26 protein-coding genes and 1 pseudogene are annotated in these 26,980 nt (G+C 58.5%); 9 read left to right on the top strand and 18 right to left on the bottom strand.

What is annotated here, in order from left to right; genetic code table 11:
- Positions 1–13 precede the first annotated feature (13 nt).
- From P353_RS30150 to P353_RS04840, 3 genes are all read left to right on the top strand, one after another.
- A complete protein-coding gene (locus P353_RS30150; RefSeq protein WP_269799947.1) occupies positions 14–4,351 on the top strand; it encodes a type I secretion C-terminal target domain-containing protein in 4,338 nt (1,445 codons plus the stop codon).
- 301 nt (positions 4,352–4,652) lie between these two features.
- Positions 4,653–5,312: a transglutaminase-like cysteine peptidase gene (locus P353_RS04845; RefSeq protein ID WP_301446678.1), complete on the top strand. Its 660-nt coding sequence runs from the start codon at positions 4,653–4,655 to the stop codon at positions 5,310–5,312.
- 65 nt (positions 5,313–5,377) lie between these two features.
- Positions 5,378–7,363, top strand: coding sequence for a LapD/MoxY N-terminal periplasmic domain-containing protein (locus P353_RS04840; protein WP_034366034.1), 1,986 nt, complete (start codon positions 5,378–5,380; stop codon positions 7,361–7,363).
- Positions 7,364–7,430: 67 nt separating this feature from the next.
- On the opposite strand, the gene P353_RS04835 is transcribed toward P353_RS04840, so the two are convergent.
- Positions 7,431–8,420 carry a bile acid:sodium symporter family protein gene (locus P353_RS04835; protein WP_034366031.1) on the bottom strand — a complete coding sequence of 330 codons (990 nt, stop codon included), beginning with the start codon at positions 8,418–8,420 and terminating at the stop codon, positions 7,431–7,433.
- Positions 8,421–8,537: 117 nt separating this feature from the next.
- Between P353_RS04835 and P353_RS04830 the strand changes: the two genes are divergently transcribed.
- Positions 8,538–9,470 carry a LysR family transcriptional regulator gene (locus P353_RS04830; RefSeq protein WP_034366028.1) on the top strand — a complete coding sequence of 311 codons (933 nt, stop codon included), beginning with the start codon at positions 8,538–8,540 and terminating at the stop codon, positions 9,468–9,470.
- Positions 9,471–9,474: 4 nt separating this feature from the next.
- Here P353_RS04830 and P353_RS04825 read toward each other — a convergent pair whose 3' ends face one another.
- Positions 9,475–9,792 carry a hypothetical protein gene (locus P353_RS04825; RefSeq protein WP_034366026.1) on the bottom strand — a complete coding sequence of 106 codons (318 nt, stop codon included), beginning with the start codon at positions 9,790–9,792 and terminating at the stop codon, positions 9,475–9,477.
- A 982-nt stretch (positions 9,793–10,774) separates the two neighbouring features.
- On the opposite strand from P353_RS04825, the gene P353_RS04820 reads away from it, so the two are divergent.
- Positions 10,775–12,343: a sensor domain-containing diguanylate cyclase gene (locus tag P353_RS04820; protein WP_034366072.1), complete on the top strand. Its 1,569-nt coding sequence runs from the start codon at positions 10,775–10,777 to the stop codon at positions 12,341–12,343.
- A gap of 962 nt (positions 12,344–13,305) precedes the next feature.
- Here the strand turns inward: P353_RS04820 and infA (P353_RS04805) are convergent.
- The 5 genes from infA (P353_RS04805) to P353_RS04780 form a co-directional block, all read right to left on the bottom strand.
- A complete protein-coding gene (gene infA, locus P353_RS04805) occupies positions 13,306–13,569 on the bottom strand; it encodes a translation initiation factor IF-1 (RefSeq protein WP_003061434.1) in 264 nt (87 codons plus the stop codon).
- A 23-nt stretch (positions 13,570–13,592) separates the two neighbouring features.
- Positions 13,593–13,811, bottom strand: coding sequence for a hypothetical protein (locus P353_RS04800; RefSeq protein WP_003073225.1), 219 nt, complete (start codon positions 13,809–13,811; stop codon positions 13,593–13,595).
- A gap of 1,297 nt (positions 13,812–15,108) precedes the next feature.
- Positions 15,109–15,285 (bottom strand): hypothetical protein, encoded by a 177-nt coding sequence (locus tag P353_RS28995; protein ID WP_157839510.1) that lies wholly within the window; start codon positions 15,283–15,285, stop codon positions 15,109–15,111.
- 507 nt (positions 15,286–15,792) lie between these two features.
- Positions 15,793–16,212: a hypothetical protein gene (locus P353_RS04785; protein WP_157839509.1), complete on the bottom strand. Its 420-nt coding sequence runs from the start codon at positions 16,210–16,212 to the stop codon at positions 15,793–15,795.
- Positions 16,213–16,552: 340 nt separating this feature from the next.
- The gene (locus P353_RS04780; RefSeq protein ID WP_034366010.1) at positions 16,553–16,735 is read right to left on the bottom strand and encodes a hypothetical protein; all 183 of its coding nucleotides are present in this window, start codon (positions 16,733–16,735) and stop codon (positions 16,553–16,555) included.
- 654 nt (positions 16,736–17,389) lie between these two features.
- Here P353_RS04780 and infA (P353_RS04775) point away from each other — a divergent pair.
- Both infA (P353_RS04775) and P353_RS04770 read left to right on the top strand, forming a co-directional pair.
- A complete protein-coding gene (gene infA, locus P353_RS04775; protein WP_034366007.1) occupies positions 17,390–17,662 on the top strand; it encodes a translation initiation factor IF-1 in 273 nt (90 codons plus the stop codon).
- Between the two features lie 61 nt (positions 17,663–17,723).
- Complete coding sequence (locus P353_RS04770) at positions 17,724–17,975, top strand: RNA recognition motif domain-containing protein (RefSeq protein WP_034366004.1); 252 nt, start codon at positions 17,724–17,726, stop codon at positions 17,973–17,975.
- A 755-nt stretch (positions 17,976–18,730) separates the two neighbouring features.
- On the opposite strand, the gene P353_RS27775 is transcribed toward P353_RS04770, so the two are convergent.
- The 7 genes and pseudogenes from P353_RS27775 to P353_RS29430 all read right to left on the bottom strand — a co-directional run bounded on the left by P353_RS27775 (position 18,731) and on the right by P353_RS29430 (position 22,018).
- Complete coding sequence (locus tag P353_RS27775) at positions 18,731–18,961, bottom strand: hypothetical protein (RefSeq protein WP_080750429.1); 231 nt, start codon at positions 18,959–18,961, stop codon at positions 18,731–18,733.
- A gap of 9 nt (positions 18,962–18,970) precedes the next feature.
- Positions 18,971–19,201, bottom strand: coding sequence for a hypothetical protein (locus P353_RS28990; protein WP_157839508.1), 231 nt, complete (start codon positions 19,199–19,201; stop codon positions 18,971–18,973).
- A 586-nt stretch (positions 19,202–19,787) separates the two neighbouring features.
- On the bottom strand, positions 19,788–19,913 hold the full coding sequence (locus P353_RS30145; protein ID WP_269799946.1) for a hypothetical protein: 126 nt from the start codon (positions 19,911–19,913) through the stop codon (positions 19,788–19,790).
- A 94-nt stretch (positions 19,914–20,007) separates the two neighbouring features.
- Positions 20,008–20,921: pseudogene (locus P353_RS04755) on the bottom strand (recombination-associated protein RdgC).
- 64 nt (positions 20,922–20,985) lie between these two features.
- Complete coding sequence (locus P353_RS04750) at positions 20,986–21,576, bottom strand: phospholipase D family protein (protein ID WP_232776248.1); 591 nt, start codon at positions 21,574–21,576, stop codon at positions 20,986–20,988.
- A 97-nt stretch (positions 21,577–21,673) separates the two neighbouring features.
- Entirely contained in the window at positions 21,674–21,829 is a 156-nt protein-coding gene (locus P353_RS29435; protein WP_198529024.1) for a hypothetical protein, read from the bottom strand.
- A 48-nt stretch (positions 21,830–21,877) separates the two neighbouring features.
- Positions 21,878–22,018 carry a hypothetical protein gene (locus P353_RS29430; RefSeq protein WP_198529023.1) on the bottom strand — a complete coding sequence of 47 codons (141 nt, stop codon included), beginning with the start codon at positions 22,016–22,018 and terminating at the stop codon, positions 21,878–21,880.
- Positions 22,019–22,182: 164 nt separating this feature from the next.
- Between P353_RS29430 and P353_RS04740 the strand changes: the two genes are divergently transcribed.
- Positions 22,183–22,443 (top strand): hypothetical protein, encoded by a 261-nt coding sequence (locus P353_RS04740; protein WP_034365998.1) that lies wholly within the window; start codon positions 22,183–22,185, stop codon positions 22,441–22,443.
- Between the two features lie 520 nt (positions 22,444–22,963).
- Here the strand turns inward: P353_RS04740 and P353_RS27770 are convergent.
- The 3 genes from P353_RS27770 to P353_RS04730 all read right to left on the bottom strand — a co-directional run bounded on the left by P353_RS27770 (position 22,964) and on the right by P353_RS04730 (position 24,539).
- A complete protein-coding gene (locus tag P353_RS27770; protein WP_080750428.1) occupies positions 22,964–23,143 on the bottom strand; it encodes a hypothetical protein in 180 nt (59 codons plus the stop codon).
- 24 nt (positions 23,144–23,167) lie between these two features.
- Positions 23,168–23,386 (bottom strand): hypothetical protein, encoded by a 219-nt coding sequence (locus tag P353_RS04735; protein WP_034365995.1) that lies wholly within the window; start codon positions 23,384–23,386, stop codon positions 23,168–23,170.
- Between the two features lie 973 nt (positions 23,387–24,359).
- Complete coding sequence (locus P353_RS04730) at positions 24,360–24,539, bottom strand: hypothetical protein (RefSeq protein WP_034358043.1); 180 nt, start codon at positions 24,537–24,539, stop codon at positions 24,360–24,362.
- A gap of 554 nt (positions 24,540–25,093) precedes the next feature.
- Here P353_RS04730 and P353_RS04725 point away from each other — a divergent pair.
- Positions 25,094–25,669 (top strand): hypothetical protein, encoded by a 576-nt coding sequence (locus P353_RS04725; protein WP_052084702.1) that lies wholly within the window; start codon positions 25,094–25,096, stop codon positions 25,667–25,669.
- A gap of 263 nt (positions 25,670–25,932) precedes the next feature.
- Here the strand turns inward: P353_RS04725 and ftrA are convergent, their stop codons facing one another.
- Positions 25,933–26,955, bottom strand: coding sequence for a transcriptional regulator FtrA (ftrA, locus tag P353_RS04720; protein ID WP_052084699.1), 1,023 nt, complete (start codon positions 26,953–26,955; stop codon positions 25,933–25,935).
- Positions 26,956–26,980: the final 25 nt, after the last annotated feature.

Genomic DNA, 26,980 nt, shown 5'->3' with positions numbered 1-26,980 from the left:
GCCCAAGCTGGACGTGTCCAACCCCGGCGACGTCATCGAAGGCAACGCAGCGAACTTCAACGTCAGCCTGGACAAGGCAGTTGATGCCGAAACGACGCTGACCTTCAAGCTCGGCGGCGAGATCACCGCGGCTGACCATGGTGTTCCCACTGTCAGCATCGGCGGCCTGTCCGTCACCGTCACTGCCAACGGCGACGGCACCTACAGCTTCAAGGTGCCCGCGGGCACCACCGGCGGCATCGTGGTCACGGTTCCGACCACGCCCGACGGCATTTACGAAGGCCGTGAGAGCATGACCTTGACGGCGACGCTGACCGGCGCCACCGCCAGCGGCACCGCGCTGCCCCCGGGCATCACCGATAGCGGCAATGCCGCTATCGTCGACATCAACAAGCCGCCTGTCGTTGGAGGTGGAAACACGGCCGTCTCCGAAGAAGGCCTGGCTGGTGGCATCAAAGACAGCAACGGCACATCGGATACGACCGATTCGCCCCAGGCGAACGGCCAACTGTCGATCACCGACGACAACAACGCCACCTACAACATTACGCTGGTTGCGCCCGCCAATGGTGCCCTGACGTCCCATGGCACGCCCATAGTCTGGACGCTGTCCGACAATGGACACACGCTGACGGGCCGCGCGGGCGGCACGGACGCCATCGTCATCAAGATCGACGATAACGGCGCCTACAACGTGAAGCTGCTGGCTCCGGTCGACCACCCCGACACCTCGCGTGAAGACACGCTGGGCCTGTCGGTTGGCGTCAAGGTGTCGGATGGCGTCAATCCGGCGGTGTCCAGCAACATCAACATCACGATCGAGGACGACTCGCCGGTGGTGCAACCGAACGACCCCGTCTCGGTGCAAACCACCAACATCCCCGACGTCTACACGGGCAAGGTGAGCTTCGCTGGTTCCCAGACCAGCACCAACCAGATGAAGATGACCTTCGGCAATGGCGCGATTGAAGTCACGGCCAAGGGCTTTACGTCCAAATCCGACGTCACGCTGATCGATGCCATGGTCAACCAAAGCAAGTCTGGCCTGGGTGTCGCAAGCACGGACTCGCCGTACCACAACATCGCCAATGAAATCGACTATCGCAACACGACCGACGGCAAGGGTGCGTCCGAAGAGTTGACCATCCGCCTGACCGGCGGCAAGGTTGCCTACGGCGCCACCATCGACTTTGGTGCGATGTACGGCGGCGAACTCGAAAGCGGCGTCGCGAAGTTCTACCGCAATGGCGTGTTGATCGCCGAACGCACCTTCACCTCCGACCAGAGCGGCGGCGACTATGCGGCCAACTTCCGCGTCGAGGAAGGTGGTTTCGACACGATCGTGATTTCGGCCACGGACAACCACAAGAACTCGTCTAGCGACAACAGCGACTTCACCGTCACGGGCATCACTTTCCTGGGTAGCAATACCGTCCAGGCCATCGCCTATGGCGAAGGCACACTGAACTACGGTTACGGCGCCGACGGCGCAGGCCGTCTGGAGCTGACGGGCGCGGAAGGTGGCCTGAAGACGCGCGAAGGCGCGAACATCACGACGACGCTGAGCAACGGCAATCTGATCGAAGGCCGCGACCCCTCGGGCAATCTCATCTTCGAGATGCGCTTGACGCCGGCCACCGGCAAGTGGGAGTTCTATCAATACAAGCCGATGCAAGGCACCGCGGACGGCAAGCTCGACTTCACCTACAAGGTGACGGATGCCGACGGTGACTCCACCGCTGGCCACTTCGAAGTGGCGGGTGTGGAACCTCCTGCTCCCAGCGTCAACATCGAGGACTACAACCTCGCTGCGCCGGGCGCCATCAGCGTGTCGGAAGCTCTGGCCTCCGGTAGCGGCACGTTCACGATCACCGCGAGCGCAGGCCTGAAGTCGCTGACGCTCGACGGCCCGGGCAACGCCGACGCGTCCCTGACGCTGGACCGTCTGGCTGACCTGGTGAACAATCCGGTCACGCTGACGACCAGCAAAGGCACGCTGACGCTGACCGGATACGACGCCACGACCGGCAAGGTCAGCTACACCTACCAGACCAGCGGCCAGCAGGCGCACACCGGTGATGACACCAACGTGCAGGACCACTTCCAGATCACGGTGGAAGACAAGTTCGGCGGCAAGGCGACGGAGGACCTGGGCGTGTTGATCACCGACACGGCGCCCAGCCTCAAGCCGATCACGGAAAGCTCGGCGCTGTCCTCGCACGGCACCAACATCATGCTGACGCTGGATACGTCCGGCAGCATGAATTACAGCAGCGGCGTGTACAACGGTTCGACACAATTGTCCCGCCTGGCCGTGCTGAAGTCCTCGGTCAACAACCTGCTCGACAAGTACGGCGAGGCTGGCGATGTGCGTGTCTTGATCCTGGAGTTCAACAGCAGCGCCACGCAAAAGGGCAGCGGCTGGATGTCTCTGGCGGAAGCCAAGGCGTTCGTTAACGCCCTCGCGTATGGTGGCGGCACCAACTATCAAGACGCGTTGAACAAGGCCATGGCCGCCTGGAACAGCTCTGCCACTGGCAAGCTTGAAGGAAACAACGTCCAGAACATCTCCTACTTCTTTACCGACGGGGAACCTGACAGCAATCGCTCGGTTGGTTCGACCCAGCAAGCGGCCTGGGAGAAGTTCCTCACCGATAACCATATCAATTCCTATGGCATCGGCTTGGGCACTGGTGCGACTGGCGGCTACATTGATCCGATCTCCTACAATCCCGACCGTCCCGGCGACAGCAACACCATCCTGGTGACGAATCTGAACGGTCTGGACGCGGCGATCGACGGCACTATCGTGCCACCCATCAACGGCGACATCGCCGCGGGCGGCACGCTGGGCGCCGACCTGAACGGTGCGCGCATCACGCAGCTGGTCATCGAAGGCAAGACGTACAACTACGATGCAGCGACCAACAAGGTGACCGCCACCTCGGGGGCCACGTACAGCTTCGACTCTGCGACGTCCGAACTGACCGTGACCACCGCGCATGGCAAGTTCACACTTGACATGGCCGGCGACAACCTGGGCAATTACCGCTACGTGCCGAAGACGGCTGGCACCGACACCATCCAGTTCACGGTGCAGGACGGCGACGGCGACAAGGCAAGCTCCAGCATCACGGTCAACGTGACCCCGCCGGTGTACCAGACCCCAGACGCGGTGGACGACAAGATCATCACCAACATTCTGAGCACGCAGCTCACGGTGCAATCGGGATCGCTGCTGGCGAACGACGTGCGCGGTACGGGAGCGCTGACGATGGGCCCGCTCACCGTGAATACGGGCTGGGATCAAGGCAAGGACTTCACGCGTAGTTCGTTGAAGACTTATGAAATCACCAGCAAGAACACTAAGGAACTGTCAATCGCGCGCAGTGAATTTATGAAAACCGGCGCGGGTACGGACAAGGCCCAATTGGTGGTGAAGGGCTATCTGGACAAAGTTGGCGCGAATAATGGCAACGATCAAGACACTCTGTTCATTGCGCTGACCGCCGGTGAAGTGTTGACCTTGGATCACAGCTTCGCTAACCCCAACTGGATCAGGATGGAGTACCGCCTGGCCGGCTCGACTGGACCATACACCGTCGTTGCCGATGGCGGAACGATCCCGGTGACACAGTCAGGCAACTACGAGATCCACATCGTCAACATTCCCGACAATGGAAACGGCACTGGCTCCACTGCGGAAGAGAACTACACGCTCACAATGACGGTCGACTACAGCAAGGTCAACCTGGATGGTGCTACCGCGAATAGCACGTACACCATCCAGACCGCCGACGGTCACAGCGACAGCGCCAATGTCTCAGTAAGCTACCAGTCGGGTGACCACCTGGTGGGCACCAACGATAGCGAAATCCTGATGGCTGGCTCCGGCAATGACACGCTGAGTGGCGGCAAGGGCAATGACGTGCTGATCGGCGGCAAGGGCGATGACACACTGATTGGCGGCGAAGGAGATGATATTTTCCTGTGGCTCAAGGGCGATCAGGGAACCACTGCGGCTCCTGCCAAGGATGTGATCAACGACTTTGGCAAGGGCGGATCCGACGTCAACGGCAATGATGTGCTGGACCTGCATGATCTGCTGCAAGGAGAGGAGAGCAGCACGGATCTGTCCAAGTTCCTGAACTTCTCCAAGAGTGGTGCAGATACCGTACTCAAGGTCTCTACCGATGGAAATTTGGGTGCTACAGGCTCCAACTACGATCAACTGATCACGTTCAAGGGAGTGGATCTCACCGCTGGACACTCGTTGACCACCACGGCGGATCAGAACGCCTTGATCAAGGAGCTGATCGATCAAGGCAAGCTCAAGATCGACCACAGCTGATAAGCCGCCCCCGGCGAGGTCAGGCAGAAGTCTTGAAATATCAAGTCTTCTGCTGCCTTTCCCGGTGGCGATCGCCAGGTCGTTTCCAGAGCTTGCATGATTGGTTACATTTGTGAGTGATGAAGCTTGACGGGGTTTGCCTCGAACGATCAAGTTTCATAGCATTCATCACAATATTCACAGGCGCTTCAGGCAGATTCTGTTCTGGGCGCTTGCTCTTTCTGCAACTCGATTGAGCACTTCGCCTCGCCTTCCGTTTCCACATACCGTGGAAAAACCGCAGCGCCTGTCGCGCAGAGACATGCTTTTGTATGGCTCTGCGCTTGTCGGGGGCTGGGTGCTGCAGCGCGGGTTTGACGCGGCAGCGCTGGATTTCGATGCTGAGCGGCTGCACAGCAGCATGCAGTCCCGTTATGGCGGCGCAGGTGTCCAGAGGCTGAACCAGTGGCTGGCCATGCTGCAGGCCCAGAAAGACAGGCCGCTGCAGCAGCAGTTGTCGGCCGTCAATACCTTCTGGAATCGCGCCGTGCTGCAATCGGAGGACAGCATGCTCTGGTCCCAGCCCGACTATTGGGCCACGCCGCTGGAGACGCTGGGCAAGGGGGCGGGAGACTGCGAGGACTATGTGATCGGCAAGTATTTCTCGCTGCTGCGCCTGGGAGTGGCGGTTGAGAAGCTGCGCCTGATCTATGTGCGCGCGCGCCTGGGTGGTGCAGGCAGCACGCAGAGCATCGCGCACATGGTGCTGGGCTATTACGAGACCCCTGCGGCCGAGCCGCTGGTGCTGGACAGCCTGCTGGACAACATCATGCCGGCCAGCCAGCGCAAGGACTTGACTCCCGTGTTCAGCTTCAATGCCCAGGGGGTGTATGTCGCGGGTGCGCAGCCTGCTTCGGTGGACAGGATCACGCGCTGGCGCGATCTGCTGGCGCGCATGAAGCAGGAAGGTTTTTTGCCATGAATGCCATGTTTCGCGGTGCAGGCAGCGAAGCCCTATTGAATGATCGACACAGATAAGGCAGCAAGATGTCGTTGTTGAAACAACTTTTGATCAGCGTGACAGTGGCCATCGTGGCCATCTTGATTGGCACCCTGGCGTTCAGCATAGGTGCCGCGCGCCAGTATCTGGATGGGCAGTTGCAGTCCGAGAGTGAGAACGCGGCATCGTCGCTGGCCTTGTCACTGTCGCAGCCGGCCAATCAGGACCCGGTCACCCAGGAGCTGCTGATGATGGCCTTGTTCGATGGCGGACAGTTCAAGCTGATTCGCCTGGCCTCGCCCCAGGGCGAAACCTTGTTCGAGCGCCAGCGCGGCAACGACATTACCGATAGTTCTGCCCCTGCTGCCAAGCCCAAAGACAGTGCTGCTCCGTCGTGGTTTGTTGAGATGCTGCCGCTGCGCTCGCCAAAGGCGGAGCGTGTGATCAGCGATGGCTGGAAGCAGGTTGGGCAATTGACGCTGGTTGTGGACAACAGCTATGCGAGCCAGGCACTGTGGGGCAGCAGCGTGCGCTTGGCAGGTGTGGTGGTGCTGGCCGGGTTGGCCTGGGCTTTCTTTGTAGTCTTGCTGTTCAGATGGTTTCGCAAGGTCTTGCAGCAGGAAATCTCGGCACAGGTTCAGGCGATTGGACGTCAGGCCGGCAGTGAGGGCCCGGCAAAGCCCGCCAGGGCCGCAGTGGCCGAGCTGGTGCCCGTACTCAGCGCCATTGCAGACACCCGAGAACGGGTGCAGGCTACCGCGCAGGAGCAAATGGAGCGTATCGAATCACTGGAGCTGGAGGTCAATCGCGATCCGGTCACCCAGCTGCCCAATCGCAAGTACTTTGTCAATGAGTTGCGTCGCGCGCTGAGCGGAGCTGATGGCGCCGCGGCACATGGCCATGTGATGCTGTTCAGGCAGCGTGATCTGCTGGCTCTGAATGCGCAGATGTCCCGAGCCAGTGCCGATGCCTGGCTGGCTGCGATGGGTGAGCAGGTCAATCAGGTGTTGAAGAGTCATGCCGAGTGCAAGGCTCAGCTGGCACGCCTCAATGGCTCGGACTTTGTGGTGCTCATGCCGGCCCTGGCGGGACCTCAGGCCATGTCTCTGGTGCAGCAGATCCGGCAGGTGCTGCTGTCCATGCGTGTAACCCTGAGTAGTGGCCAGTGGTGCCGCTGGAGCTTTGCCTTGACCGATTACTCTGCATCGAGCTCGGTGACCGGTGTGCTTGCACGGCTGGACTACGGTTTGATGCGTGCCGAGAGTTCAGGCCAGGCCGAGGTGGAATATGTGGCCTACGGGGATGACGAGGTGGTCTCCGATCTGGCCGGAGAAACCTTGTGGCGTCAGATGCTGATTGCGGCACTGGAAGCGCAGGATGCACTTTCCCTGTCCGTTCAGCCGCTGCAATTCAAGGGCCGCAACGGGATGCAGGAGCGTGGCGAAGCGTCGCTCTCGCTGCGCACTGCTTCCGGCGAGACCTTGATGGGGTCGCTGTTCCTGCCGGTGGCCGTACGCCTGGGCCTGTCGGCAGAGTTTGATTTGCGAGCGGTGGCCCTCGGGGCTGCGTGCCTTGAACAGAACGACTGCGAGCTGGTCATTCGAATCTCCTTGCCCTCGTTGGCCCAGCCGGACTTCCTGGGCCGACTGCGTGAAGAGCTGAGTGCCCAGAAGTGGGGGCATCGCCTGTCCTTGCTCTGCCTGGAACTCGATGCCCATGGACTGACGGCCTACCCCGATGAGGTGGCCGAGTTCTGCCGGGCCATGGCATTGGCCGGTGTCGGCGTCGGACTGCGTCGTCTGGATCAGCAACCCATGGGCCTGACCAAGCTCCACACCTTGCCGCTGCGCTATGTGAAGCTGGGCAGCGAGTTCTCGGAGCAGGCTGCTCAGAGCCCGGGTGCCCTGCATCTGCTGCAAGCCATTGCGCAGACCGCGACAGGGCTGGGGATTCAGGTGATCGTGAACGATTCCGTCAATGCGGAAACCGCACAGCTGCTGCACAAGCACAATGCGCTGACGCCGGCTGCCTGAAACGGCGGGTCGTCCAGGTCATGAAAAAGGGGCGCACAAGGCGCCCCTTTTTATGGGTCAGCTGCTCTTAATGAGGCGTGCTCTCATCGGCAATCTGCACGCGCCTGGCATAGCGCTGTGCCAGCACGGCGCAGACCATGAGCTGGATCTGGTGGAACAGCATCAGCGGCAGCACGATGGCGCCTACGGATGCGGCGGGAAAGAGCACATTGGCCATGGGAATGCCGCTGACCATGCTTTTCTTGGAGCCGCAGAAGACCAGCGTGATCTCATCTTCCTTGCTGAAGCCCAGGCGACGTGCGCCCCAGGTGGTGATGAAGAGCACGACGGCCAGCAAAATGCAGCACACCACGATCAAGCCCAGCAGTGAGGGAATCGGCGTCTGCTTCCACAGGCCGCTGATGACCGCAGCGCTGAAGGCCGCGTAGACCACAAACAGGATGGAGCCCTGGTCCACCAGTTTGATGATGGAGGCGCGACGCTGCAGGAAGCCGCCGATCACGGGGCGCATCAGATGGCCGATGACAAAGGGCAGCAGCAGCGTCATGGCAATCTTGCCAATGGCATGCAATGCATCGCCGCCTTCCGCATTCTTGTGCAGGATCAGACTCACCAAAATCGGCGTGACCAGAATGCCCAGCAAGGTGGAAGCCGATGCGCTGCACACGGCAGCAGGCACATTGCCGCGCGCCATGGAGGTGAAGGCAATCGCCGATTGCACCGTGGCGGGCAGGGTGCAAAGAAACAGCACGCCGATATACATCTCGGTGGTGACCAGGGGCGAGAGCACCGGGCGCAGTGCCAGCCCCAGCACGGGAAATAGCACAAAGGTGGCGATGAAGATCCAGACATGCAGGCGCCAGTGACCTATGCCTGCCAGGATGGCCTGGCGCGAGAGTTTGGCACCGTGCAGAAAGAACAGCAGGCTGACGATTCCGGTGGTGACAAGTTCCACATATTCAGCCACCTGGCCCGAGGCGGGCACAAAGCTGGCGAGGACGACGGTGGCAATCAGTGCCAGCGTGAAGTTATCGGGGACAAAGCGGGGGCGAGACATATTCTTGAACTGAAGCCATCCATGCAAGGCACCGGGCCGGTGCGATGGCTGCGTATTGGACACGCAATCCATTTAAAAGAGAAATGGATTTATTCGATAGTCCTATAATTTTTTGATATGAATATCAGCCTTCGCCAACTGCGTGCCTTTGTGGCAGTGGCTCAAAGCAGCAGCTTCAGCCGCGCTGCCGATGCCCTGGCATTGACCCAGCCTGCCGTCAGCCGCAATGTGACGGACCTGGAGCAGGCCATGGGTTTGCTTTTGCTGCATCGAACCACGCGTGAGGTGGAACTGACCGAGGCAGGCCGTCTGCTGCTGGGCAATCTCTCGCGCGTGCTCGAGGATCTCGATGCCTGCCTGCTCGAAGTGCAAGGCCTGGCGACGCAGCGCAAGGGCCGCGTGAAGGTGGCCAGCAGCCCCACGCTTTCCGCCAACCTGCTGCCGCAGTGCATTGCGCGTGGCAGACAGCAGTCGCCGGGCGTCAATATCCAGCTGCTAGATCGCATCCAAAGCGATGTGCTGCTCAGCGTGCGCAGCGGGGAGGTGGATTTTGGTGTGGTGATCGACCCATCCGAGAAACAGGATCTGCATGCGCAGACCATCCTGACCGAGCCTTTTTGTCTGGTCTGCCTTTCCTCGCATGGCCTGGCGCGCAAGAAAGAGGTGCATTGGGCCCAGCTGGCGGGCGAATCCCTGGTGCTGCTCGATCATGCATCAGGCAGTCGCCGCCTGATCGATGCGGCGCTGCAGGCGCATGGAGCGGCTGCATCGGTGGTGCAGGAGGTGGGGCATACGGCCACCATCTACAGCATGGTGCAGCAAGGTCTGGGTTTGAGCGTGGTGCCGCGTCTGGCCATTCCCTCGGCCTGGGCAGCTCGGACTGCTACGACTGCCGCAGCTGGCAGTGCCGCTTTGGTCAGCCGTCCCCTGGTGCCCAAGGTGCAGCGCAGCATCATGCTGGTCAAGCGCCAGCAGCGTGAGCTATCGCCTGTCGCGCATCTGGTTTGGGATCTGATTGCAGAGGAGGCGGTCGGTCTGCTGGGCGAATAGAGGGTCAGGGCCTGAGCACGATGCGCGAATCGATCACCAGCCCTTGCGGTTGCGGCGCGACATAGACCGGCTGGGGCGGGGCTACATAAACCGGTTGTGGCGCATAGTAGGCATCTGGACGGTTTCTGCACTTGCGCTTTTCCTTGTACTCGCCATTGCTCTTCCACTTGCGCTCCACTTTGCAGTGGCCGTCCCAGTACTCTTCCTTGTGCTCGCGCTTGTGGTGATGGTGGTGATGGCGGTCATGTGCCTGGCTGCTAAGTGGCGTGGCAATCAGCACCACAGGCAGGCAGATGGAAACAAGAGCAAGGATTTTCTTCATTGTGAGTGGGGCAGTCCATGGCCCGAGCCATGGCCGCATCGGTTTCAAAACGCTGCGAGCATAAGCGCAATGCACCAAAGAGACTGTATCAATTCATGAGCGAGATTTGTGCTGCGGCTGTGCGCTGGAGGGCAATGAGGTGCTGGTTCTTATCAAAAAGAGAGCGGCTTGTGCTTGAAGCACAAAGAATTCGAAATGATTTCTATCTGAAAGTAAATGAATTAAAGCGAAACAAGCTATTGAAAATATAGCTTTTAACGGATGACTGCTTTGATCTGGGCCGTGGTAGATGCGGCCAATTGAATGCCATGGCTTCAAGGGGCTGACATTGATCTCGCAAACCGGCGCAGGAGTTGGCTGCGTCTCGTAAGACCGCTTTGGGCTGGGCCGGATCGCAGGTTTCCTCTCAAGGCATGTCTGCGCCTTAAGAGGCTTCGACTGCTGGACTGCAAGTCTGGGCCGTGGCGGCTGCTTTCTGGGCCGCCGCTTTCTGATGGCGTTGCCTTGCTTGCTGTGGCTGGCACGTGCTGGCAGGAGATGGCAAGAGATGGCTCCGCTCTGGTGCCGTCTATCGCCGGATCAATGGCTCCATAAGGGACTGATCCCGTGTCCTGCTCACTGGATGGATCACCCGTCTGCCTGCCGTTCCCATCGGCAAGCCGGGCAGGCAGAGCCTGAATGTCTTCTGCCGATGGGCACCAGGCACAGTCTGGCAGATGCAGCAGCGCCCTGGCAGCCCTGTCCGTCCTGGCAGGCCTGAGAGGACTGTGCCGGATAGTTTCTTTGGGCAGCAATGTTCGCTGCGGCTCCGTTGGCAGCGATTGAGCCGTAGCTTCAGGTTCGCCCTCGTCTGCTGCTCTGTCCCATGTCGTTTCACGAGATGGTGGAGAATTCGTCCCTACCCTGTCCAATCTAAGCAGGGAGGTTGCAGGCAATGCAAAAGTGCCGTTCCTGCCAGGTTGACGATGAGAGGAATGCTGAGGTGTGGTGTCGAAAGAAGAAGAGGGAGACCGGCGTCACCAGTCGTGATGGCGTGTGCAAAGTTCTGGCTGCCAAGCGCGATGCTCAGCTGGCGACCAGTCTGTTGTGGGTAATCTGGGTCTCTGTACTGGTGGCTACCAGCTGGCAAATCTGGTCGGCGCATCAGCGCACTCTGAGCGAGATTGATACCAACAACCGCAATCTTGCACAGACTCTGAACACCTATGCCGAGGGTGTCTTCACCCAGAGTTCCATGCTGCTGCTCGGCATGCTTGAGCGCCTGGAGGTGGAGGGAGCCACGCCTGAGCATCTGATCCGCATGCAACAGCTGGTCGGTCGCCAGGAGCATCTGCTTTCCCAGCTCAATGAACTGCTCGTCATCGATGCGAGCGGTAAATGGCTCATGTCATCGAGAGGGGAATTTCTCGAGGGAACCAACAGTGCTGACCGTCGCTTTTTTTCATATCACCGCGATAACCCGTCGCACGAGATCTTCATCGGTGCGCCCATACGAAGCCGTTCTACGGGTGAATGGGTGCTTACCATCAGCCGGCGATTCGAGAGCAAAGAGGGCGACTTTGCCGGGGTCATCGTTGTCGTGCTGGGGATAGAGAACTTTTTGCACTTGTTCGGCAAGATCGATGTCGGCGAGCAAGGGTCTATTGGACTGGCAACGACCAGCGGACAGTTGTTGGTGCGCTATCCATTTCGTGAGCGCGATCTTGGGCGCGACTTCTCTCGCTCCCCCAACTTTCTGCGCTACTACTCAAACCTGAAATCCGGCACCGCGTCCTTTGAGTCCGGCATAGATGGAACGGAAAGGCTATATGCCTTCAGGAGCAATGATCGTTATCCCATTTTCACGGTGGTGGCCCGGGGGCGGTATGAGGCACTGCAAGCCTGGCGAAGCCAGGCGCTGCTGACGGCAGGTGTGGTGCTAGGTCTGCTGGCAGTTGTCACACTGATAGGCTGGCGCCTGATTCTGGTCATCCGGCAGCGTGCGCAGGCAGAGACATCCCTGATGGCAGTGCGTGAGAAGTTACTGGATGCCAACCTCGAACTGGAGCGGCTGGCCACCCAGGATTCGTTGACAGGGCTGGCGAACCGGCGACGCTTCGACGAGGTACTGCAACTGGAAGTCCGCCGTGCCGCACGCGAGGGGACGGTACTCTCGCTTTTGCTCATCGATCTGGATCATTTCAAGGGCTTCAATGACCGCTATGGTCATGTCGCCGGCGACGAATGCCTGAAAGCGGTGTCGCAGCAGTTGGAGCTGTCGGCCAAGCGCTCAGGGGATCTGGCAGCACGTTATGGCGGGGAGGAACTTGCCATCATTCTTCCCAATACCGCGCTGGAGGGAGCCCTGCGGGTTGCCGAGGAGTTGTTGAGGTGCATACGAGAACTCGGCATTGCCCATGAGTCCAGCCAATTCGGCCATGTCACTGCGAGCATAGGAGCTGCAAGCGTGCAGGGCAGGCATGGACTGGCGAGTCCGCTGGATCTGGTTGAAGCGGCCGATCAAGCCCTGTATCGGGCCAAGGCCGCTGGGCGCAATCGTGCCGAGTGCTGAGCTGTCGGAGTTGGTCTCTCGGATCCTTTGACGACCTTCAAGCAAACTGAGGGCGCGAGCCGTCATTTCGAATCCGTAGTCTTGCCAGAGGGGAGCCTTGCCTGGAGGCGTCTGTCGAGCCATGCCAGGAGGTCGGGCATGTCCGCAACCACGCAGGACGCAGCAAAAGCACCGAAGCCGGCTAGCGTATTTCTGCGAATATCTGGCGTGCTCCGTCTTCGGAAAGCCTGCCAGATGGCGTCTCCAAGAGGCTCTTGGGCTCGGACTGGGCGGCATTGACCGTTGCTGATCTACTGGACGTCCGCCGCAGCAGCCAATCCCTGAGGCGCAATGCTTCGAGCAAGACCTATCAATGGGAAGCACGGCGCTGGCCAATGTCGGTGAACTCATTCAGCACGCAAGTGCTGCGTGTTCGCACGAACCTCGCGGAGGCAAACCATATCGTGTGATGGGGTCAGTGGCGCTTGAACACTGGTGCCCGGGAAGGCCGGCAGGTTGGCCTATCGCCTGATTCACGACAGGGCATCATGTAGATGCATTGTTGATGCTGGCTCTGAGGGCTATGAGCGGTATCGGCGCCAGCGCTATGTGCCGGAAGCTCGCAGATCTACAAGGAACTTCAACACTTGCCGCAAGGGGCTGGAGCCGGGATGAGGTCGGCGATAGCAACGCCACCCATGACTGGTGGCGGACTTTGTGCATGCCTGACGCCAGGCTGGTCAGGCTAGATGTGGGAATCTCAAGCAAATGGCATGAGAGAGTGCTTCAGCGATCCATGTCGACACGCGCTGAAAGCAGTGCGAGCATCGAAGAGCCAGAGCTGACCGCTGCGATCTGGAGCAGGCAGGGCATGCACTTGAGCTGCAGGCCGGGTGCTTGCGCGGTCCCGTGATCCTGCAGCTGGCACAGGCCCCATGTCAGGGCTGGTGGCCGTCGTAGCGCACCATATCAACCGCTGAGGTTTAGTGACGGCGCTGCTGCGGTGCAGGGTTGCTGTTGTTGGAGCGCTCGATATGACGGAAGGTCAGGCGACCCTTGTTCAGATCATAGGGAGACATCTCCAGCGTTACCTTGTCGCCTGCCAGCACGCGAATACGGTGCTTGCGCATCTTGCCGCCGGAATAGGCAATCAGCTGGTGGCCGTTGTCCAGCGTCACACGAAAGCGGGCGTCCGGCAAAACCTCGTCCACTCTGCCTTGCATTTCAATCAATTCTTCTTTGGCCAAAATATTTCCTTTCTACAAAGAGGTCAGTTCAACTGGTTGTCCAGCACCATGCTGCGCCCCTCGGCGAGGGCATATTTGCTGGCCATATCCGGGGTGTCGAACTGGCGGATAAACCTGAAAATCCGGTCATAGGTTCCGCGTCGGATGGAAACCGCTGCAGCAATCTTGCCGGAGTGAGTCATTTGGGTGAGGGCAGTCACAATGTAGTTGCCGACACGCTCTGTGATTTGTTCTGTGTGCATATCGAGTCAACGGGCGGCACAACCCCAGGGCAGGGCATGCCGACCAATGAAAAATGAAGGAATCCAGCTCTGACGAGCCAGGATCAAATAAGCCAGCCGCTTGCGGGTGGCTTAAGCTTCTTGCCATGGAGTGCTTTGGCTGTATGGAGCCAAGCGTGGGCAACGTGAGAACTGCCTGAGAGATACTGCGCAGGGCAAGTGCCACGCAGGAATCGGCAAATTATAAAGCATTGTTCTTTTATGCGCAAATCGTGATGAGACCGAGGCGCAGCAAAAGAAAAAGCCCCAGGCTCTTGCGAGCCTAGGGTTTTTGGCCTGGTGCCGGAGAGATGGATCGAGCGCCTGTGCGGCACGGTTCAACAGACGCATAAATGTGAATTAGATCAATAAGTTATTGGATTTGGGAAATTGGTGTGGTGCGGTGAATGCATGGTTTTGAACAGAATTTCTACCCATCTCTACCCATCTCTACCCACTTTTACCCGTTTTTTTGCCCATGTCTGCACCCCAAAAGACGCCTTCAGGAAGCTGGCGGAGACAGGTCTTCTAATAAAGGCGCGCGTGATGCCGCAACTTTCCCCACGCAGCGCCAGGTGCGGGCGCGGGCGCGGGGCGATGTGCGTAGAACCGAGTTACGGGCGGCCGCACAGGATGGAGCTGCGGCTGCCAAGATCAGGGGCGAATCCTTCAATTTGAACGATGCAATGCAGAAGTATGGGGAGGAAGCTTCTCCAGAAAGGCGCGGCGCACGATGGGAGCTGCTTAGCGTAGAAGCAATTACGACAAAGCACCCGCACTGGCTGGGCAAGAGGCGGATGGCAGAGCTGGGTGCCCAGGACCTTATTCCGTGGCGCGATGCTCGATTGTCCAGCCTGTGCGACAGCTGAGCTCGTGTGAGGCGCTAGCCTTGCTGTACGCACAGCATTTGGACGGCACTCGTCAAGATGGCCACTTGGCTTTTCAATGCGAGCAGGGCAGAGTTTTCAGTAGATGCGGTCATGGTGCGTGTGAATAGTGAGGCCTGCGGTTCGGGACTTTCTGCTTGGGATGGCTGAAAAGGCGCACGGCCTGGTTGTGTGCGTCCCAGAGTTGCAGGCCATCGGCGCAGCGCGCCTGCTTGCCGCCAGATAGACCGTCAGCGCAGCAGGTAGGACAGTTGAAGTGGTGGGCGATGTAGGCCTTGTCTTCTGGCAGGCCCACTGTGCTTGCGCTGGTTGCCGTGAGGCCTCCCAAAAAGCAGAACCCCGCTCAGTGGCGGGGTTCGGGGTAGTCGACGGATGAAAAGGAGAATGAATATCTATTGGCTATTCGATTTCTCTTCAGTAGCCTGCTTTTCCAGCGCGGCAATCGCTGGGGCCAGCAGTCCTTCGGCGGCGCTCTTTGCTTGCTCTGCCGTGGACACACCACCATTGACCATGTTTTTGTACAGATGGCGCAGCTTTGCCAAGGCTTCTGTTTGCTGGGTTGAGTTCATGGAGTGATTTTCATCGGTTTTTGGCTCATCCCTGCTGCGCTCCTTCCTTGGCGGCTGCCTGAGCGGCGATGGCTGCGCGCTGAGCGTCCCGGCTGCGCGGCATGTATTGGCAATGGACTGTCGGTCGGCGCAACTTATCCAACTCCGAGCAAAGCCAAGGCAGATCCGTTTCGCGGCAATTGTGCTGCTTCATTGCGGATCCCAAGGTGAAGTGCTCTGCATCGTCCAAGCTCGTCGTGTAGCCCCACCGCATCGCCAGAAGCTCGGGCAGTTCCCAACCATTGCGGCCCAGCGAGCGTTCTGCAGGTAGTACATGCCGTCTGCATCCCGCGCGTCTGCCTGCGCTTGGGGTGCGATGCTTTCGCCGCGCGCCAGCAGAAATGCGCAGAAGTTCGCCACATCCACGGGATCACCTTTGTCCACGCACTGGCGTAGCAGCTCGGATAGGCGCTGATGGGTGCAGTCGCCGTTCCAGCCGCCATAGCCCTTTGCGCGCTGGTCCGCCAGCTAGGCTTTCATGTTCATTGCCAGCACTTCGACAGCAGCGTTATCGACGCGCTCGCGGCAACCTTCCTGGCCTTCCTGGCCTTCCTGGCCTTCCTGGCGCTCTGGCACAAAGGGCTTGTCGCGCATCCACCAGCATGCAGGCCCATTTTCAGTGTTGAAGACTGCAACGAGGCTCCAGCCTTCTGCCTCAGGGCGCATGGGGGTCCACGCGTTGTAGTTGTCGCAGGCGTCGGTCAGGCCGTTTTCAGTCATGGCCTCATATGCGTCCGAGTCCATTTCGTTTTCGGCCATGCCGCCTTTCAGTTCAGTACCGAGGGCAGCAAAGAAGTCGGCGCATTTCGTGCTTTCGTCAAAGTCAGGTAGTGCCGGATGAAACCCGATGCCGTCTTTGTCACGGACCAGGGGTTGGCCATTGAGCAAGGGCTGCCGCAGCAAAGGGCTCGGCCTCTGCGAGCCATGCAGCTTTCCAACCAAAGGGCGCGAACGCAATGCTGGCGGCCTCGATGCCGCTGCGAACGGAACCGAAAAGCCTAGGGCTCCAGAAAGCAAAAAGCCCGCTCAGTGGCGGGCCGGAGAGTTGTGAAGGTTGAGGCTGTTAATGCCCGCAAGGAAGTGGCTGACCTTGTTCCTCTTTGAAGTCTTGAGGCAGCGGCGCGCCGCAGCTTCCGCAGCGCTTGCCGGTATTGGTATTTGTCATGTCGATGCTCTTCATAAAAAAGCCCGCACGAGGGCGGGCAATGGCAATTGGGTGGAGAGACCTCTAGGTCTTGTTGCGACCGCGATAGTCGAGGTCGGTGGCACAGTAGTTCTCGCGCTTGCGCCAGTCCATCTGTACGGGACCGGCATGTTCGGGAGGATAGGTGATGCGCTCTTTCTCTCGACTGAGCTCCCATCGCTTGGCCTCCACGACATGGTGGACGGTCGATTTTTTAGTTGTGCTCATTACACGGATCTCGCTAAATTTCCAAACAGTTGCCCCACGGTACAGGCTTACTGCAGACAGGTCTATTGATTTCTTTTTCGAGGGGCATCGGTCGGCCGCCCCCTAAAGGACCGCGTCCTTCAGCGAGGCTGAATGTTGCAATCCCAAGGTCTTTCAATTCACCTATACTGGTTTTACTCGCTGTTCAGGCCGTTCGCCCCAACAGCGCCTGTCTGACACCTATGCCGCCCCTTGGCCGCAGGTAGCCGCTCTTTCTTGCAAAGCACGCGGTGGTCACTCCCCTCTAGGCGAACTCCCCCAGATCCTGAACACCCTTATGGGTCTGCGTTGCCCCCTGCATTCAGAGCGGGCCTTCCCTATCTCATTTGACGGTCTGCGCAATCGTGCGTGCGGCCGTCCGTTTCATGCTGCATAAAAACACTACAGAGCAGATTGGCCACTATGCGGTCACACCTCTGACTCAGCCGAGCTCCAACGGCCAATATCTGGCTGCCGTTTCCATTCGCCGCGGTGCTTATGACCGTGTCATTCGATTTGTTCCCCAGTTTTCTAACGAGTCGCTTGCCTCTAGCTATGCCCTGACTGAAGGGCGAAACATGGTGTTGAACCACAGGCTGAATTGAGCGGCTGAATCCTTCACTCACAGGAGAGACTTTGGCTAAAGAAGAACTAATCGAGATGTTGGGCCGAGTTGACGAAGTACTGCCAGATGCGCGATTTCGCGTAACTCTGGAAAACGGCCATCAGCTCATTGCTTACAGCGGCGGAAAGATGCGCAAGCACCGTATTCGTGTGCTGGCTGGCGACAAAGTGACCGTCGAAATGTCGCCCTATGACCTGAACAAAGGGCGAGTGACTTTTCGCCATCTTCCTCCTCGTACGGGCGCTGCTACTGGAGCCAAGCCGGCCTTCAAGCGCCGCCACTGACCCTTATCAATCTTGTAACCGCTCATCGCTGAAATGCGTGGGCAATCTTTGAAAGAACACAATGCAATCCAATCTCTATATTACGAATCTCGGCTACTCCATCGACAGCGAAGCCCTGCGCGCACATTTCGGCAGCTGCGGTGATGTGGTTGCTGCAGACGTCATCATTGATCGTGACACTGGCCGTTCGCGCGGCTTCGGCTTTGTCGAAATGGGCACTCAAGAGCAGGCCCAGAAAGCGATCGAAACGCTGAATGACCAGCCGCTTGGTGGTCGCGCACTGGGAGTGGCCTTGGCCCGTCCACGCAAGTAATGTTCTTCGATCTGTAAGAAGGGCTCACGCTCAAAGCGTGAGCTTTTTTCTTTTGCAGCCTCTCTTCCCGCAAGAGCAACTCAAGAGACCACCTTCTTGATTTCCTGAAGCTGAACCTCCAGCCAGCTCGCCTTGATGGCCAGCTCTTTGCATTGCGGGGCAGCTGCTTGAAGGATGTCGGTGTATCCCTCTGAGACTTTTCGTTGAGGCATTTGTGGCCACCTCGCCTGGTCCATTGAGCGGTCCTGTGCCGCGCGGCTATTGGCAGACATCGACTCGTTTACGAGCCTCCTGCACGCATATGCGCCTGCTTAGGCTGGACGCATGGAGCGGCCCATCTTCCAATCAACACACGCCTGCGGCCACTGTGCTGGCCGGCAATGGCACATTGGGCGTTCTGCAAACTGACCGCCCATCCACAAACAGCTCGCTCGGATACATCACCAGTCTGGCGCCGGACCCCGAAGGCCAAGTTTATGTATACGAGGCCTCCGTTGAAGGGCACGTAGCCAGGCTTGATCGACGCAGGCGGGCAGCTCAAACGGGATATGCATATGGTGGAGGCCTTCTTCTGCACAGCATCCTTCAGCACCTGCAGATCTCCTGCCAGGTTTCGGCGATGCGGCAAATGTTCATGCTCTTGAACATCACGGCTCCAGAAAGTAAAAAGCCCGCTCAGTGGCGGGCCGCTCTATATTTGAGACGTTGCTATATTGTTTATAGCGAATTCCCCTGGAGCTAAAAAGAAGGCTTTTTCAGAAAGCCCCGTACCTATAAGCAAAGTAGCCTGCAGCAACTATGCCCACGATAGCAAGTGTCAGCATGATTCCTGCAATAGTGTTTCCTGGTTCATGGCCGGCTAGCTTATTGCGTTCCGTTTTTTGGGATGCGCTGGTCTTCGGCGCTTCTACTTTTGACCACGGGAAAAACATGCACTTCAGGTTTGCCCAGAAGGCGTGAACTTTGCTTTGAGAAAGTTCATGCATAAAAGCTCCTTACGTCATCCGATCTGGATATACATCCCAACCATGCTCTGCCTCCAACTCCATAGCGTTGGAGGGTTGCGCTGACCTTGCGTCCGGATTTTCGATGTCCACATCGCTATTTTGCATAGGCGCATTCGGCGACCGTGCATGATCATCGTGAGAAATCGAGTGACTGATGATTTCTGGTTGCAGCGCCTGTGGCGCTGGAGCAATAGTGATTGCTAGATCTTCACGTTGCATTAAATCTCCGGTCTTGTCAGTTGAGCAATCCTCAAGGATTCGCCTTGCTTCAGTGGAAAAGAAAGCAGTTCCGAAAGGGGACTAGGCTTGAGCAAGCACAAGAGGCAGAAGCTCACTTAGATGGTCAATTGACTGCGCCACGTCTTGCCCATCTTTGATTTAGCTCGATTTCGGGCATGCTTGAAATCTGGAGAGTTCGAGCCGCTCAATCGATTTGAAAGCTGTAGGTTTCGGATCTATACAGGCAGGTTATTTGACCAATTGCCTTGTCCCTACGGTACGCCCATTTCATGGAGGAAACCGTTTTAACGCAAACACTTACATAGGAATTGTGAGCATTGATACGTTGGCTACTATGGCATGTAGAGCTAGCAATAGGCAGGATCATCCGTACGCTCAAGCGACTACCTTCTTTATTTCTTGGGGCTGTACCTCAAGCCAGCCGGCCTTGATGGCCAGCTCTTTGCATTGCTGCGCTGCCTCCTGAAGGATGTAGGGCTGGCTGCGTACAGCGGTGAGCTTGGCGGTGGGAAGCCATGCTGGTTCATCAAAGGGCTCCGGCGGTTTGCCTCCAGCCCTCGTGCACTTACACGGGATCAGCTTTGGCCGCCAGGCGACGCTGGCGCTCGAGCACCGCTCCTTGTGCTCGCATGGCCGCCATCCGGGGTTCAGAGATTGGGGCGCCGTTGTGGTTCACAAAAGTCAGGCTCATGGAAGCCTCCAGTGAAAAAGCCAGCTCATTGGCGGGCAGTCGATTCATCGATGTGGGCTTGTAGCCCGGTTTGTTCAAATGTACGAATAGGTGATCAGTTGCTGGCGCTGCCAGCCAGCGCGGCGGGCAGGTCACCCAGAGTGGTACGGCCTTCGCCGCTCAGGGCTTCGATCAGACCGGGGATCAGGCGCGACAGCTCGCCGGTGGCAATGGCCACATCGGTATCAAAGCCATCGTCATCCTGGCTGTTGCCGTCAATGACCGCATCGAGCAGCGCGATGTTCTTGATCTGCAGGCCTGCGGTGAGCGCAAAGCTCACGCTGTCGTCCCAGGTCATGGTCAGCTTGGTGGGCAGCTTGCCGTGCTCGATGTGCTGGCGCACCTCATCAATATCCAGGGGGGCGGGCGTAGCGCACCACGGCCTTGGAATCGTCGCATGCTTTCAGCGCTGTCTCGCGGTCGGCGCTGAAACCGGCAGGCGGCTCCTGGGTCATCAACCAATGCTCCATGGCGGCCTGCGGGCTGGTCTGCGTGTCCAGCAGTGCCAGGGCGAAGTCGGGCTGCAGTGTCACAACCTCGTCGGTGCGGCCCTGGGCGCTCGTATCCAGCACCAGAGTGCTGGCCTGTGGATCGATCCAGACCCATATGCTGCCCTGCTTGGCGAAGGCCATGGGCAGCAGATCCAGCTTGGCCTCGTCCTTGAGCTCGTGGCGCTCTTTCTTGCCGGGCTTGCGCGCTTCGGTCTTCCCGATGTGCTCAGCCTTTTCATCGACCTTGCGATTGAGCACGCAGGCCGGCACCACGTTGGCCTCGGTCATGAAGCGCATGACCCATTGACCGGCCACGGATTCAACCAGCGGGTCATGCACATCGCCTTGCGGTGGAACCCAGCCCACGGAGCGCGGCTCCGCACTCCTCAAAGACTGTCTTTTGCAGGGCATCTTCCAGCGACTGCAGATCGCCTTGCCAACTCCTGGCAATGCGGTAGATGATCATGCTCCTGAACATTAAGACTTCAGAAATAGAAAAAGCCCGCAGGTGCGGGCTTGAGGTAAAGGTCGTTAGGCGGCAACTAGTCAAGGGGCGGATAGGGCTTTCCGAGATCCCAGCGCGACTGCCAGTGAGCGACGTACTGCTTCGCAACTTCAGGCATGTCACGAATGACAACGACGTTCTCTGAGTTGGCTGTTTCAGCAGACGGCGCAAAGTTGAATGAGCCTGTTTCTACGGTAGTGCCGTCAACGATGATCACTTTGTCGTGATGAATGTGAAAATGGTCGTTGGTCCTTAACTCGACGCCGTTGCTGGTGACAAAGTCCATCGCCGTTTTGCTTGTCTTGCCTTTGTTGCGCTTCTTGTCGACCACAACTCTCACCTTGACGCCGCGGTTCTTGGCCGCCACTAGTGCCTGCATGATGTCAGGGGCCTGAAATGCGTAGGCCAGTATCTGAATGTCGTGCTTGGCACCAGCGATGGTCTCCAGTACCAACTGCTGAGCGGATCCTTCGGGTGAAAAACCAACCTGAATGTTGGGCTCGGCTTGCACCAAGACAGGAGTAGTGAGCAGGGCCGCTAGCGCAAGCTTGCGAAAAGTGGTGTAAGCCTTCCGGGCTCCAACGGCAATCAGGGCGTAAATGATCAATCGAAACAAGGTGGCTTCCACTCATATTTGAATGGAGGGCATCCTAGCCCATGTGACCATGGATCTCACTTCATTGTCAGGGGCGCTCTTTCACGCACTGCACGGTCTTATCGTTCAGCTACTCGGCATGCATGCCTGGGCAGGCGAACTCGTCGCGCAAGCTTTTGGTGATGCTCTGCGGCCCGTTGGCTTGGGCATCTGGCGCGGCTAGCCAGGCCAGCAGAAGTAGGGTGCCGATGAGCACCAGCAGGGCCTCAATAATCGTCTTCATCATGAGGATTTCCTTTTCAATAAAGCGCTTGCAGCTATCCAAACTGAATGCTTAGATGGGCCATGCTTCGGGCGTGAGTGCCATCACCATGGCCGCGCCGACCAGGCAGAACAGACTGAGGCCTGTAAGAGCCCATTGCGCAGCGATCAGCAGCTTTGTCGTGTGGGCGGCGGTGGTGGGAGCCGAATGCATGGAATCTCCTGAGGGCAAAGAAAAAGCCAGCGAGCGATTGCTGCGGGCTTGAATAAAGAGCCGGTGACCTTTCGGGCCAGGCCTGGGGAAGAAGGTGAGAGAGAGGAGGGAGGCTCCCAGGCCCGGCTGGAAATTACAATGGAGTAACAGACTGGAGGTGCTTCATGACCCAGGAGGAATCTGGCGCATTCGCTGCGCTGTCGATGGTCTTGACGGCAGTCGTCAAGGTGCTTCCACCCGAGACTGCGCATCAGGTGGCGAAAGAGCTGCGCGCTGCGCAGCTGGATGCCAAGCATCAGGACGGACCTGATAGAACTGACCCCGAATTCAGGCTTGGCCGCGATCACCTGATGAATGCGTATCGCGAGCTGCTCAACAACGTGGCTGAGGGCAAGGTCCACCCTGTCGACGGTGGGAAGAAGTAAATCTGACTTGCCACCTGGGGTGACCACTGGCGCTCACGACGTAGAGGCGGTGCCGTGCTCCCAAATGATGGCGGCCCAGGCGAACTCCTGGGATGCCATACCTGCTCGAGCAGTCACGCCGGATGGCCCCGCTATGGCCCTGTGGGGAAAGGCACATGCATGCCGCATGTTGGCTAAACGCTCACATCTCAAGAACTCTGGGTACAAAAAAGCCACCTTAGAAGGTGGCTGTTGAAAATGAAGCCCGTAATCGTGGGGGCTGTCGAGCACTCTTGCTACCAGTATCGATAGCTATGGCGCATGCGCGATTGCCTCTCCTCTTGCCTCCTCTTGTCTTTTTCAGGAGGTCCGCACTGCTCGATGTTGGGTGGAGTGGGTAAATCCTCGCCCCTGGCGAATACTCGTTTGACTGTTCTCCAAACCTTCAGGAACGACGATGGGATGCGGCTTACTAACATATAGACCTCCGGTCTATCACTGCGAGCTATGGGCGCTCGCCAGATCTCCGAGTACTCTTTTGTCAGGCCGTGTCGTTGGTGGCAGGCACCTGGGGACCGGGCTGCTGAGCTTTGGATTGTGGTGAAGGGGCTTGATCGAGATCGGATGGGATAGGTTGAATCTTTGAGGTTGGCTCAATAAGCATCAACCACATATCGCGCCAGAACTCGGTCTGTCGTTTGTAGCCAAGTAGTGAAAACATATAAGCCTCCGATCAGATGCTTGCTTAAGTGGCGGAGATTTTGTTGAGGACCGCTTGCAGCAAGAGGCGGTTCGTTTTTCTTCGCAGCATCTGTTCAGGAGTGTCTTCCTGCAGTTGTGCATCAGTTTGAAATGGCGTGTGAAAAACACGGTCGTCATCTGCGACGATCCTGCGATCGACTTCCTGTTTTGCTGCGGGAAGTCTTGCGCGGATATTGAAGATGGTTTTGTCGATGAAAGACATATAGACCTCCGGTCTACGGTGGCGGACCAAGATAGGCTACCTAACCCCACAGTACTCCTTTTAATGACCTTAAACGGCTGTCTCAAAGTCCATGTCAGCAACGATCGATTAGGTCTTAAACCGCAGCAGTTTCCTCAAAGAAAAGCCACCTGAAAAGGTGGCTGAAGATCCAGATTTCCTGCTCAGCAGGCGTTGTGAACCTGTGAGTCATGGCCTGTCATTGACGGAGTCAGTTTGAGGCTCGGACGGTTGGGTGTCTGGCTTTGCTGATGGCTCTTGATCGAAGCTTGAAGGGCTTGGGGGCAGCTCAGAGATGGGCTCAAGGATGATTGACCACATGTCATGCCAGAACGCGACATATCTTTGGTACATAAGGAGTGGAAACATATAGACCTCCGGTCCGGGGTGGTAAGTCCATGGAACTTGCCGGTACCCACCTGCGCTTCGAGATTGCATGAACCCGAGCTGGCGTTAACGTATCTCGAAGGTAGTCTGGGATTTGTCTGCGATCCATCTAGACAACGTTATGGAATCGCGAAGAGCGGAAATCCATCGAATGCTGTTCCTCTTGTTCTTCCTCTTGCTCATGTTCTGGTTCTGATTCCGCTTGACTGGGCTCGCTAGGTTCTTGAAGAGAGGGGGACTCGCCGCTAAGTGAGAGCATGTCCTTCAGCGTGGCCCAAAAGGACGGGCGCGAGTACGTGAGGAAGCTGTCTGACATATAGACCTCCGGTCCATGTTGGCCAATCAAGATCGATCGCCGGAAACCACAGTACTCTTTTAAATAACCTTAAACAGCACCTCATAAGAAGAATGTCAGTCTTGGTTGCGCGAGCCCTCAAACCGCAGCGCAGCATGCAAGACTCTAGTTCGGCCCGACTAAATTCCTGCACGGGAAGGTGCATGCAGGTCGTCGACTCACATCTCAAAATCTCCCTGCGCAAATAAACCACCCCCGCAGAGCGGGTCATGGCTAATCGATAAATCCGAGATCGCGCAGGGCTTCCGTCTCCTGGGTGTACTCGGCGTCCTCGATCAGCAGCACGCCATCGGGTCCATACACATTGCGTTGGGGCGCGCCCATGGCTTGCTCAATGCGTTCGACCTTGTAGCCGTGCCGCTCCCATATCTCGGTGGTGTTAATGCGTGTCATCAACCCACTGTACCCATACCGCAGCCATCTGTCACATGGCTCTGGTGTGAGGCCAGGGCGGCACTTTCGCGCTGGACGTTTTTTGCTCTTGGCCTCCCTGAATGCCTCACCGCCGTATAGAACCCAGCGGATGGATTTCGCGTGGCCTTTCGATGTTCCTGTTGCCGATCCCATCCGGAGGCAGAGCAGTACTGACTAGAGCGACCGACGACCTTTTGTATCCCGCTGCCGCACGCGGTGCCCTGTGTTTACCCAGCCGTGCGGCTGCATGAACCGGAGCCGACCCTTTGATCCGAAACCCTGAGCGTTTCATGGTGAAGCCATTAGAAGGCAGAAGCATTCAGGGGCTGCGCATATTTCTCAAGCATGGTTGGAGGGCGCGCTGATAAGCACTTTGATGCGCCGAGTCCCTCTCAAGACCGGCAAGGGCTTCAAGTCTCGCGGCGGCTGGGCTCCGTGATGAACAGGACGAGGGCCACCACAGCGAGCCAGGTCAGGCTGAATGCCAGAGCAGCGCCTTGCCGAGCGCGGGGCCCGACAGATAGAGAGCGCCCTTGCAACGGCCAGCCTGGTGCCCGAGAACGTCACCATGGTGCCTGGGGCTGGTCTACAAGGCTCTCCTGCAGGCCGAGCAGACCAAAGCCGAGATCAACCAGTCACTGGTGGCGCGCTACAAGGCCGAGATTGACGAGCGCATGGCGGCCGTGGAGATTCACAAGACTCGGGTGCAGGCCGCCCAGACCCTGGTGAGCCTGGAGCAGACCCGCATTCGGGCCGGTGGCGAGGCGATTCGTGCCTTTGTGGCGACCCTCAACGCCGAGACCTCCAAGATGGAACTGAACAAGGCCCGCGCCCAGGGCGAGGCCATCAAGCAGGATGCCTACAAATCCCAGGTGCAGGCGTACAGTGCCTTTGCCAGCGCCCAGGCCGAACGCGCCCGGGTGGCAATTGCCCGGGCCCAGGCAAAGATTGCGGCCAAGGGCCTGGAGTGGGATGGCTGGAAGGCACGCCTGTCGGCCGAGGTGGCCAAGATGGATGCCGCAGCCAAGCAGTCGGCCACTCTGGTGGACGGCTACCGCGTGAGCTCCACCTCCATCGAAGCCAAGGCCGCGAGCTTCATGCGCCGTTAGGAGGCCGACATCAAGCAGTACGAGGCCCTGGCAGCAACATCAGTCTGCAGACGCCCAAGCTCAATGCCGATGTGGCGATCCAGAGCAATGCCGTGCGACTGGAAGCGCCCAAGATTGGCCTCGCGACTTCAGCGCAGCGCGTGGCCTGCGCCTGGAGCATGGTGTCGGCTTCGGCAGGTATCACTGGCGGCGTTGGCTGAAGCTATAGCGGATCGCTGGATTAGTGAGGAGTGGGCTGGATACGACCCAAAGCAGAAGTTTGATCAAGTTTGCACTGTAGGCAGTTCACTGATCCGTAGAGTGCCGAACATGGCTCGATAGTCCCTGGGGGCCAAGCCTAGTTTTGCGCGAAAGTGATGCCTCAGGACCTGGACACTGCCGAATCCAACCCGTGCAGCAATGTCCTCGACCGGCATTGCACTGCCCTCGAGAAGGCGTTGAGCCTCTGTCACCCGCTCAGCGATCAGCCATTGCCCTGGGGGTACACCTGTCGCCCTGATGAAATGGCGCAGGAAAGACCTGGGACTCATCAGCACGCTCTGCGCCATCCGATCAACTGTCCAGTCGCCTTGAAGATCCGCACGCATCTGTTCCAGCACGTCAGAGAGCCGATTGAGCCGGTCCGGCTGCACGGGGCGTTCGATGAACTGAGCTTGCCCACCGCTGCGATGGGGAGGCATCACCAAGCGCCGGGCGACGCTGTTGGCGGCTTCCACGCCGAAGTCTCCTCGCACGATATGCAGCATCAAATCTATGCCCGCGGCGCTTCCCGCCGAAGTCAGAATACGGTCTTCTTCGACATAGAGCACGCTGGCATCGACTTCGATTGCGGGGTGCCGCTGGCTCAGCGTCTCGGCATAGCGCCAGTGCGTTGCTGCCCTTCGCCCGTCCAACAGGCCCGTTGCGGCCAGCACGAAGGCTCCAGAGCATATTGATGCCAACCGGGCGCCGCGCTCCCAGGCCAAGCGCAAGCGTCGCGCAAACTCCTGTGGTACCGGTACATGTGGACCTTTCCAGCCGGGCATCACGATCAGATCCGCACGCTCTAACAAATCGGCTTGACCATCAGACATGACGTGCAGGCCGCCATGAGCCCGCAGTAAGCCAGGCTCAACTGCCGCACTGGCAAAGCGGTACCAGTCAGGGCCCATCTCCGGACGCGCCAGACCGAAAACCTCTGCCACGATGGAGAACTCGAAGGTGCATAGGCCATCGTAGACCGGGGCCACAACCAGCGGGCCGCTGGTGGCCTCGGTGATTGGCGTAATCTTGTCGGTAGATGTCATATACGCCAATTGTGACTCGACTGGA

Origin of the sequence: Comamonas testosteroni (assembly GCF_000761245.1) — a bacterium.
Lineage (GTDB): Bacteria > Pseudomonadota > Gammaproteobacteria > Burkholderiales > Burkholderiaceae_C > Comamonas > Comamonas testosteroni_C.
Note: the sequence above shows the minus strand (reverse complement) of the source record. Positions and strands in the feature narration are given on the sequence as shown.

What these genes read in the sequence shown, in the direction of transcription:
- P353_RS04840 (WP_034366034.1), top strand. Translation starts at nt 5,378, where the DNA reads ATGTCGTTGTTGAAACAACTTTTGATCAGCGTGACAGTGGCCATCGTG.
- P353_RS29435 (WP_198529024.1), bottom strand. Translation starts at nt 21,829, where the DNA reads ATGATGAAGACGATTATTGAGGCCCTGCTGGTGCTCATCGGCACCCTA.
- P353_RS04800 (WP_003073225.1), bottom strand. Translation starts at nt 13,811, where the DNA reads ATGCACACAGAACAAATCACAGAGCGTGTCGGCAACTACATTGTGACT.
- P353_RS04730 (WP_034358043.1), bottom strand. Translation starts at nt 24,539, where the DNA reads ATGACACGCATTAACACCACCGAGATATGGGAGCGGCACGGCTACAAG.
- P353_RS04845 (WP_301446678.1), top strand. Translation starts at nt 4,653, where the DNA reads ATGCTTTTGTATGGCTCTGCGCTTGTCGGGGGCTGGGTGCTGCAGCGC.
- P353_RS28995 (WP_157839510.1), bottom strand. Translation starts at nt 15,285, where the DNA reads ATGAACTCAACCCAGCAAACAGAAGCCTTGGCAAAGCTGCGCCATCTG.
- P353_RS04780 (WP_034366010.1), bottom strand. Translation starts at nt 16,735, where the DNA reads ATGAGCACAACTAAAAAATCGACCGTCCACCATGTCGTGGAGGCCAAG.
- P353_RS04740 (WP_034365998.1), top strand. Translation starts at nt 22,183, where the DNA reads ATGACCCAGGAGGAATCTGGCGCATTCGCTGCGCTGTCGATGGTCTTG.
- P353_RS04830 (WP_034366028.1), top strand. Translation starts at nt 8,538, where the DNA reads ATGAATATCAGCCTTCGCCAACTGCGTGCCTTTGTGGCAGTGGCTCAA.
- P353_RS04825 (WP_034366026.1), bottom strand. Translation starts at nt 9,792, where the DNA reads ATGAAGAAAATCCTTGCTCTTGTTTCCATCTGCCTGCCTGTGGTGCTG.
- P353_RS27770 (WP_080750428.1), bottom strand. Translation starts at nt 23,143, where the DNA reads ATGTTTTCACTACTTGGCTACAAACGACAGACCGAGTTCTGGCGCGAT.
- P353_RS04770 (WP_034366004.1), top strand. Translation starts at nt 17,724, where the DNA reads ATGCAATCCAATCTCTATATTACGAATCTCGGCTACTCCATCGACAGC.
- P353_RS30145 (WP_269799946.1), bottom strand. Translation starts at nt 19,913, where the DNA reads ATGAGCCTGACTTTTGTGAACCACAACGGCGCCCCAATCTCTGAACCC.
- ftrA (WP_052084699.1), bottom strand. Translation starts at nt 26,955, where the DNA reads ATGACATCTACCGACAAGATTACGCCAATCACCGAGGCCACCAGCGGC.
- P353_RS28990 (WP_157839508.1), bottom strand. Translation starts at nt 19,201, where the DNA reads ATGCAACGTGAAGATCTAGCAATCACTATTGCTCCAGCGCCACAGGCG.
- P353_RS04835 (WP_034366031.1), bottom strand. Translation starts at nt 8,420, where the DNA reads ATGTCTCGCCCCCGCTTTGTCCCCGATAACTTCACGCTGGCACTGATT.
- P353_RS04735 (WP_034365995.1), bottom strand. Translation starts at nt 23,386, where the DNA reads ATGTCTTTCATCGACAAAACCATCTTCAATATCCGCGCAAGACTTCCC.
- P353_RS29430 (WP_198529023.1), bottom strand. Translation starts at nt 22,018, where the DNA reads ATGCATTCGGCTCCCACCACCGCCGCCCACACGACAAAGCTGCTGATC.
- P353_RS27775 (WP_080750429.1), bottom strand. Translation starts at nt 18,961, where the DNA reads ATGCATGAACTTTCTCAAAGCAAAGTTCACGCCTTCTGGGCAAACCTG.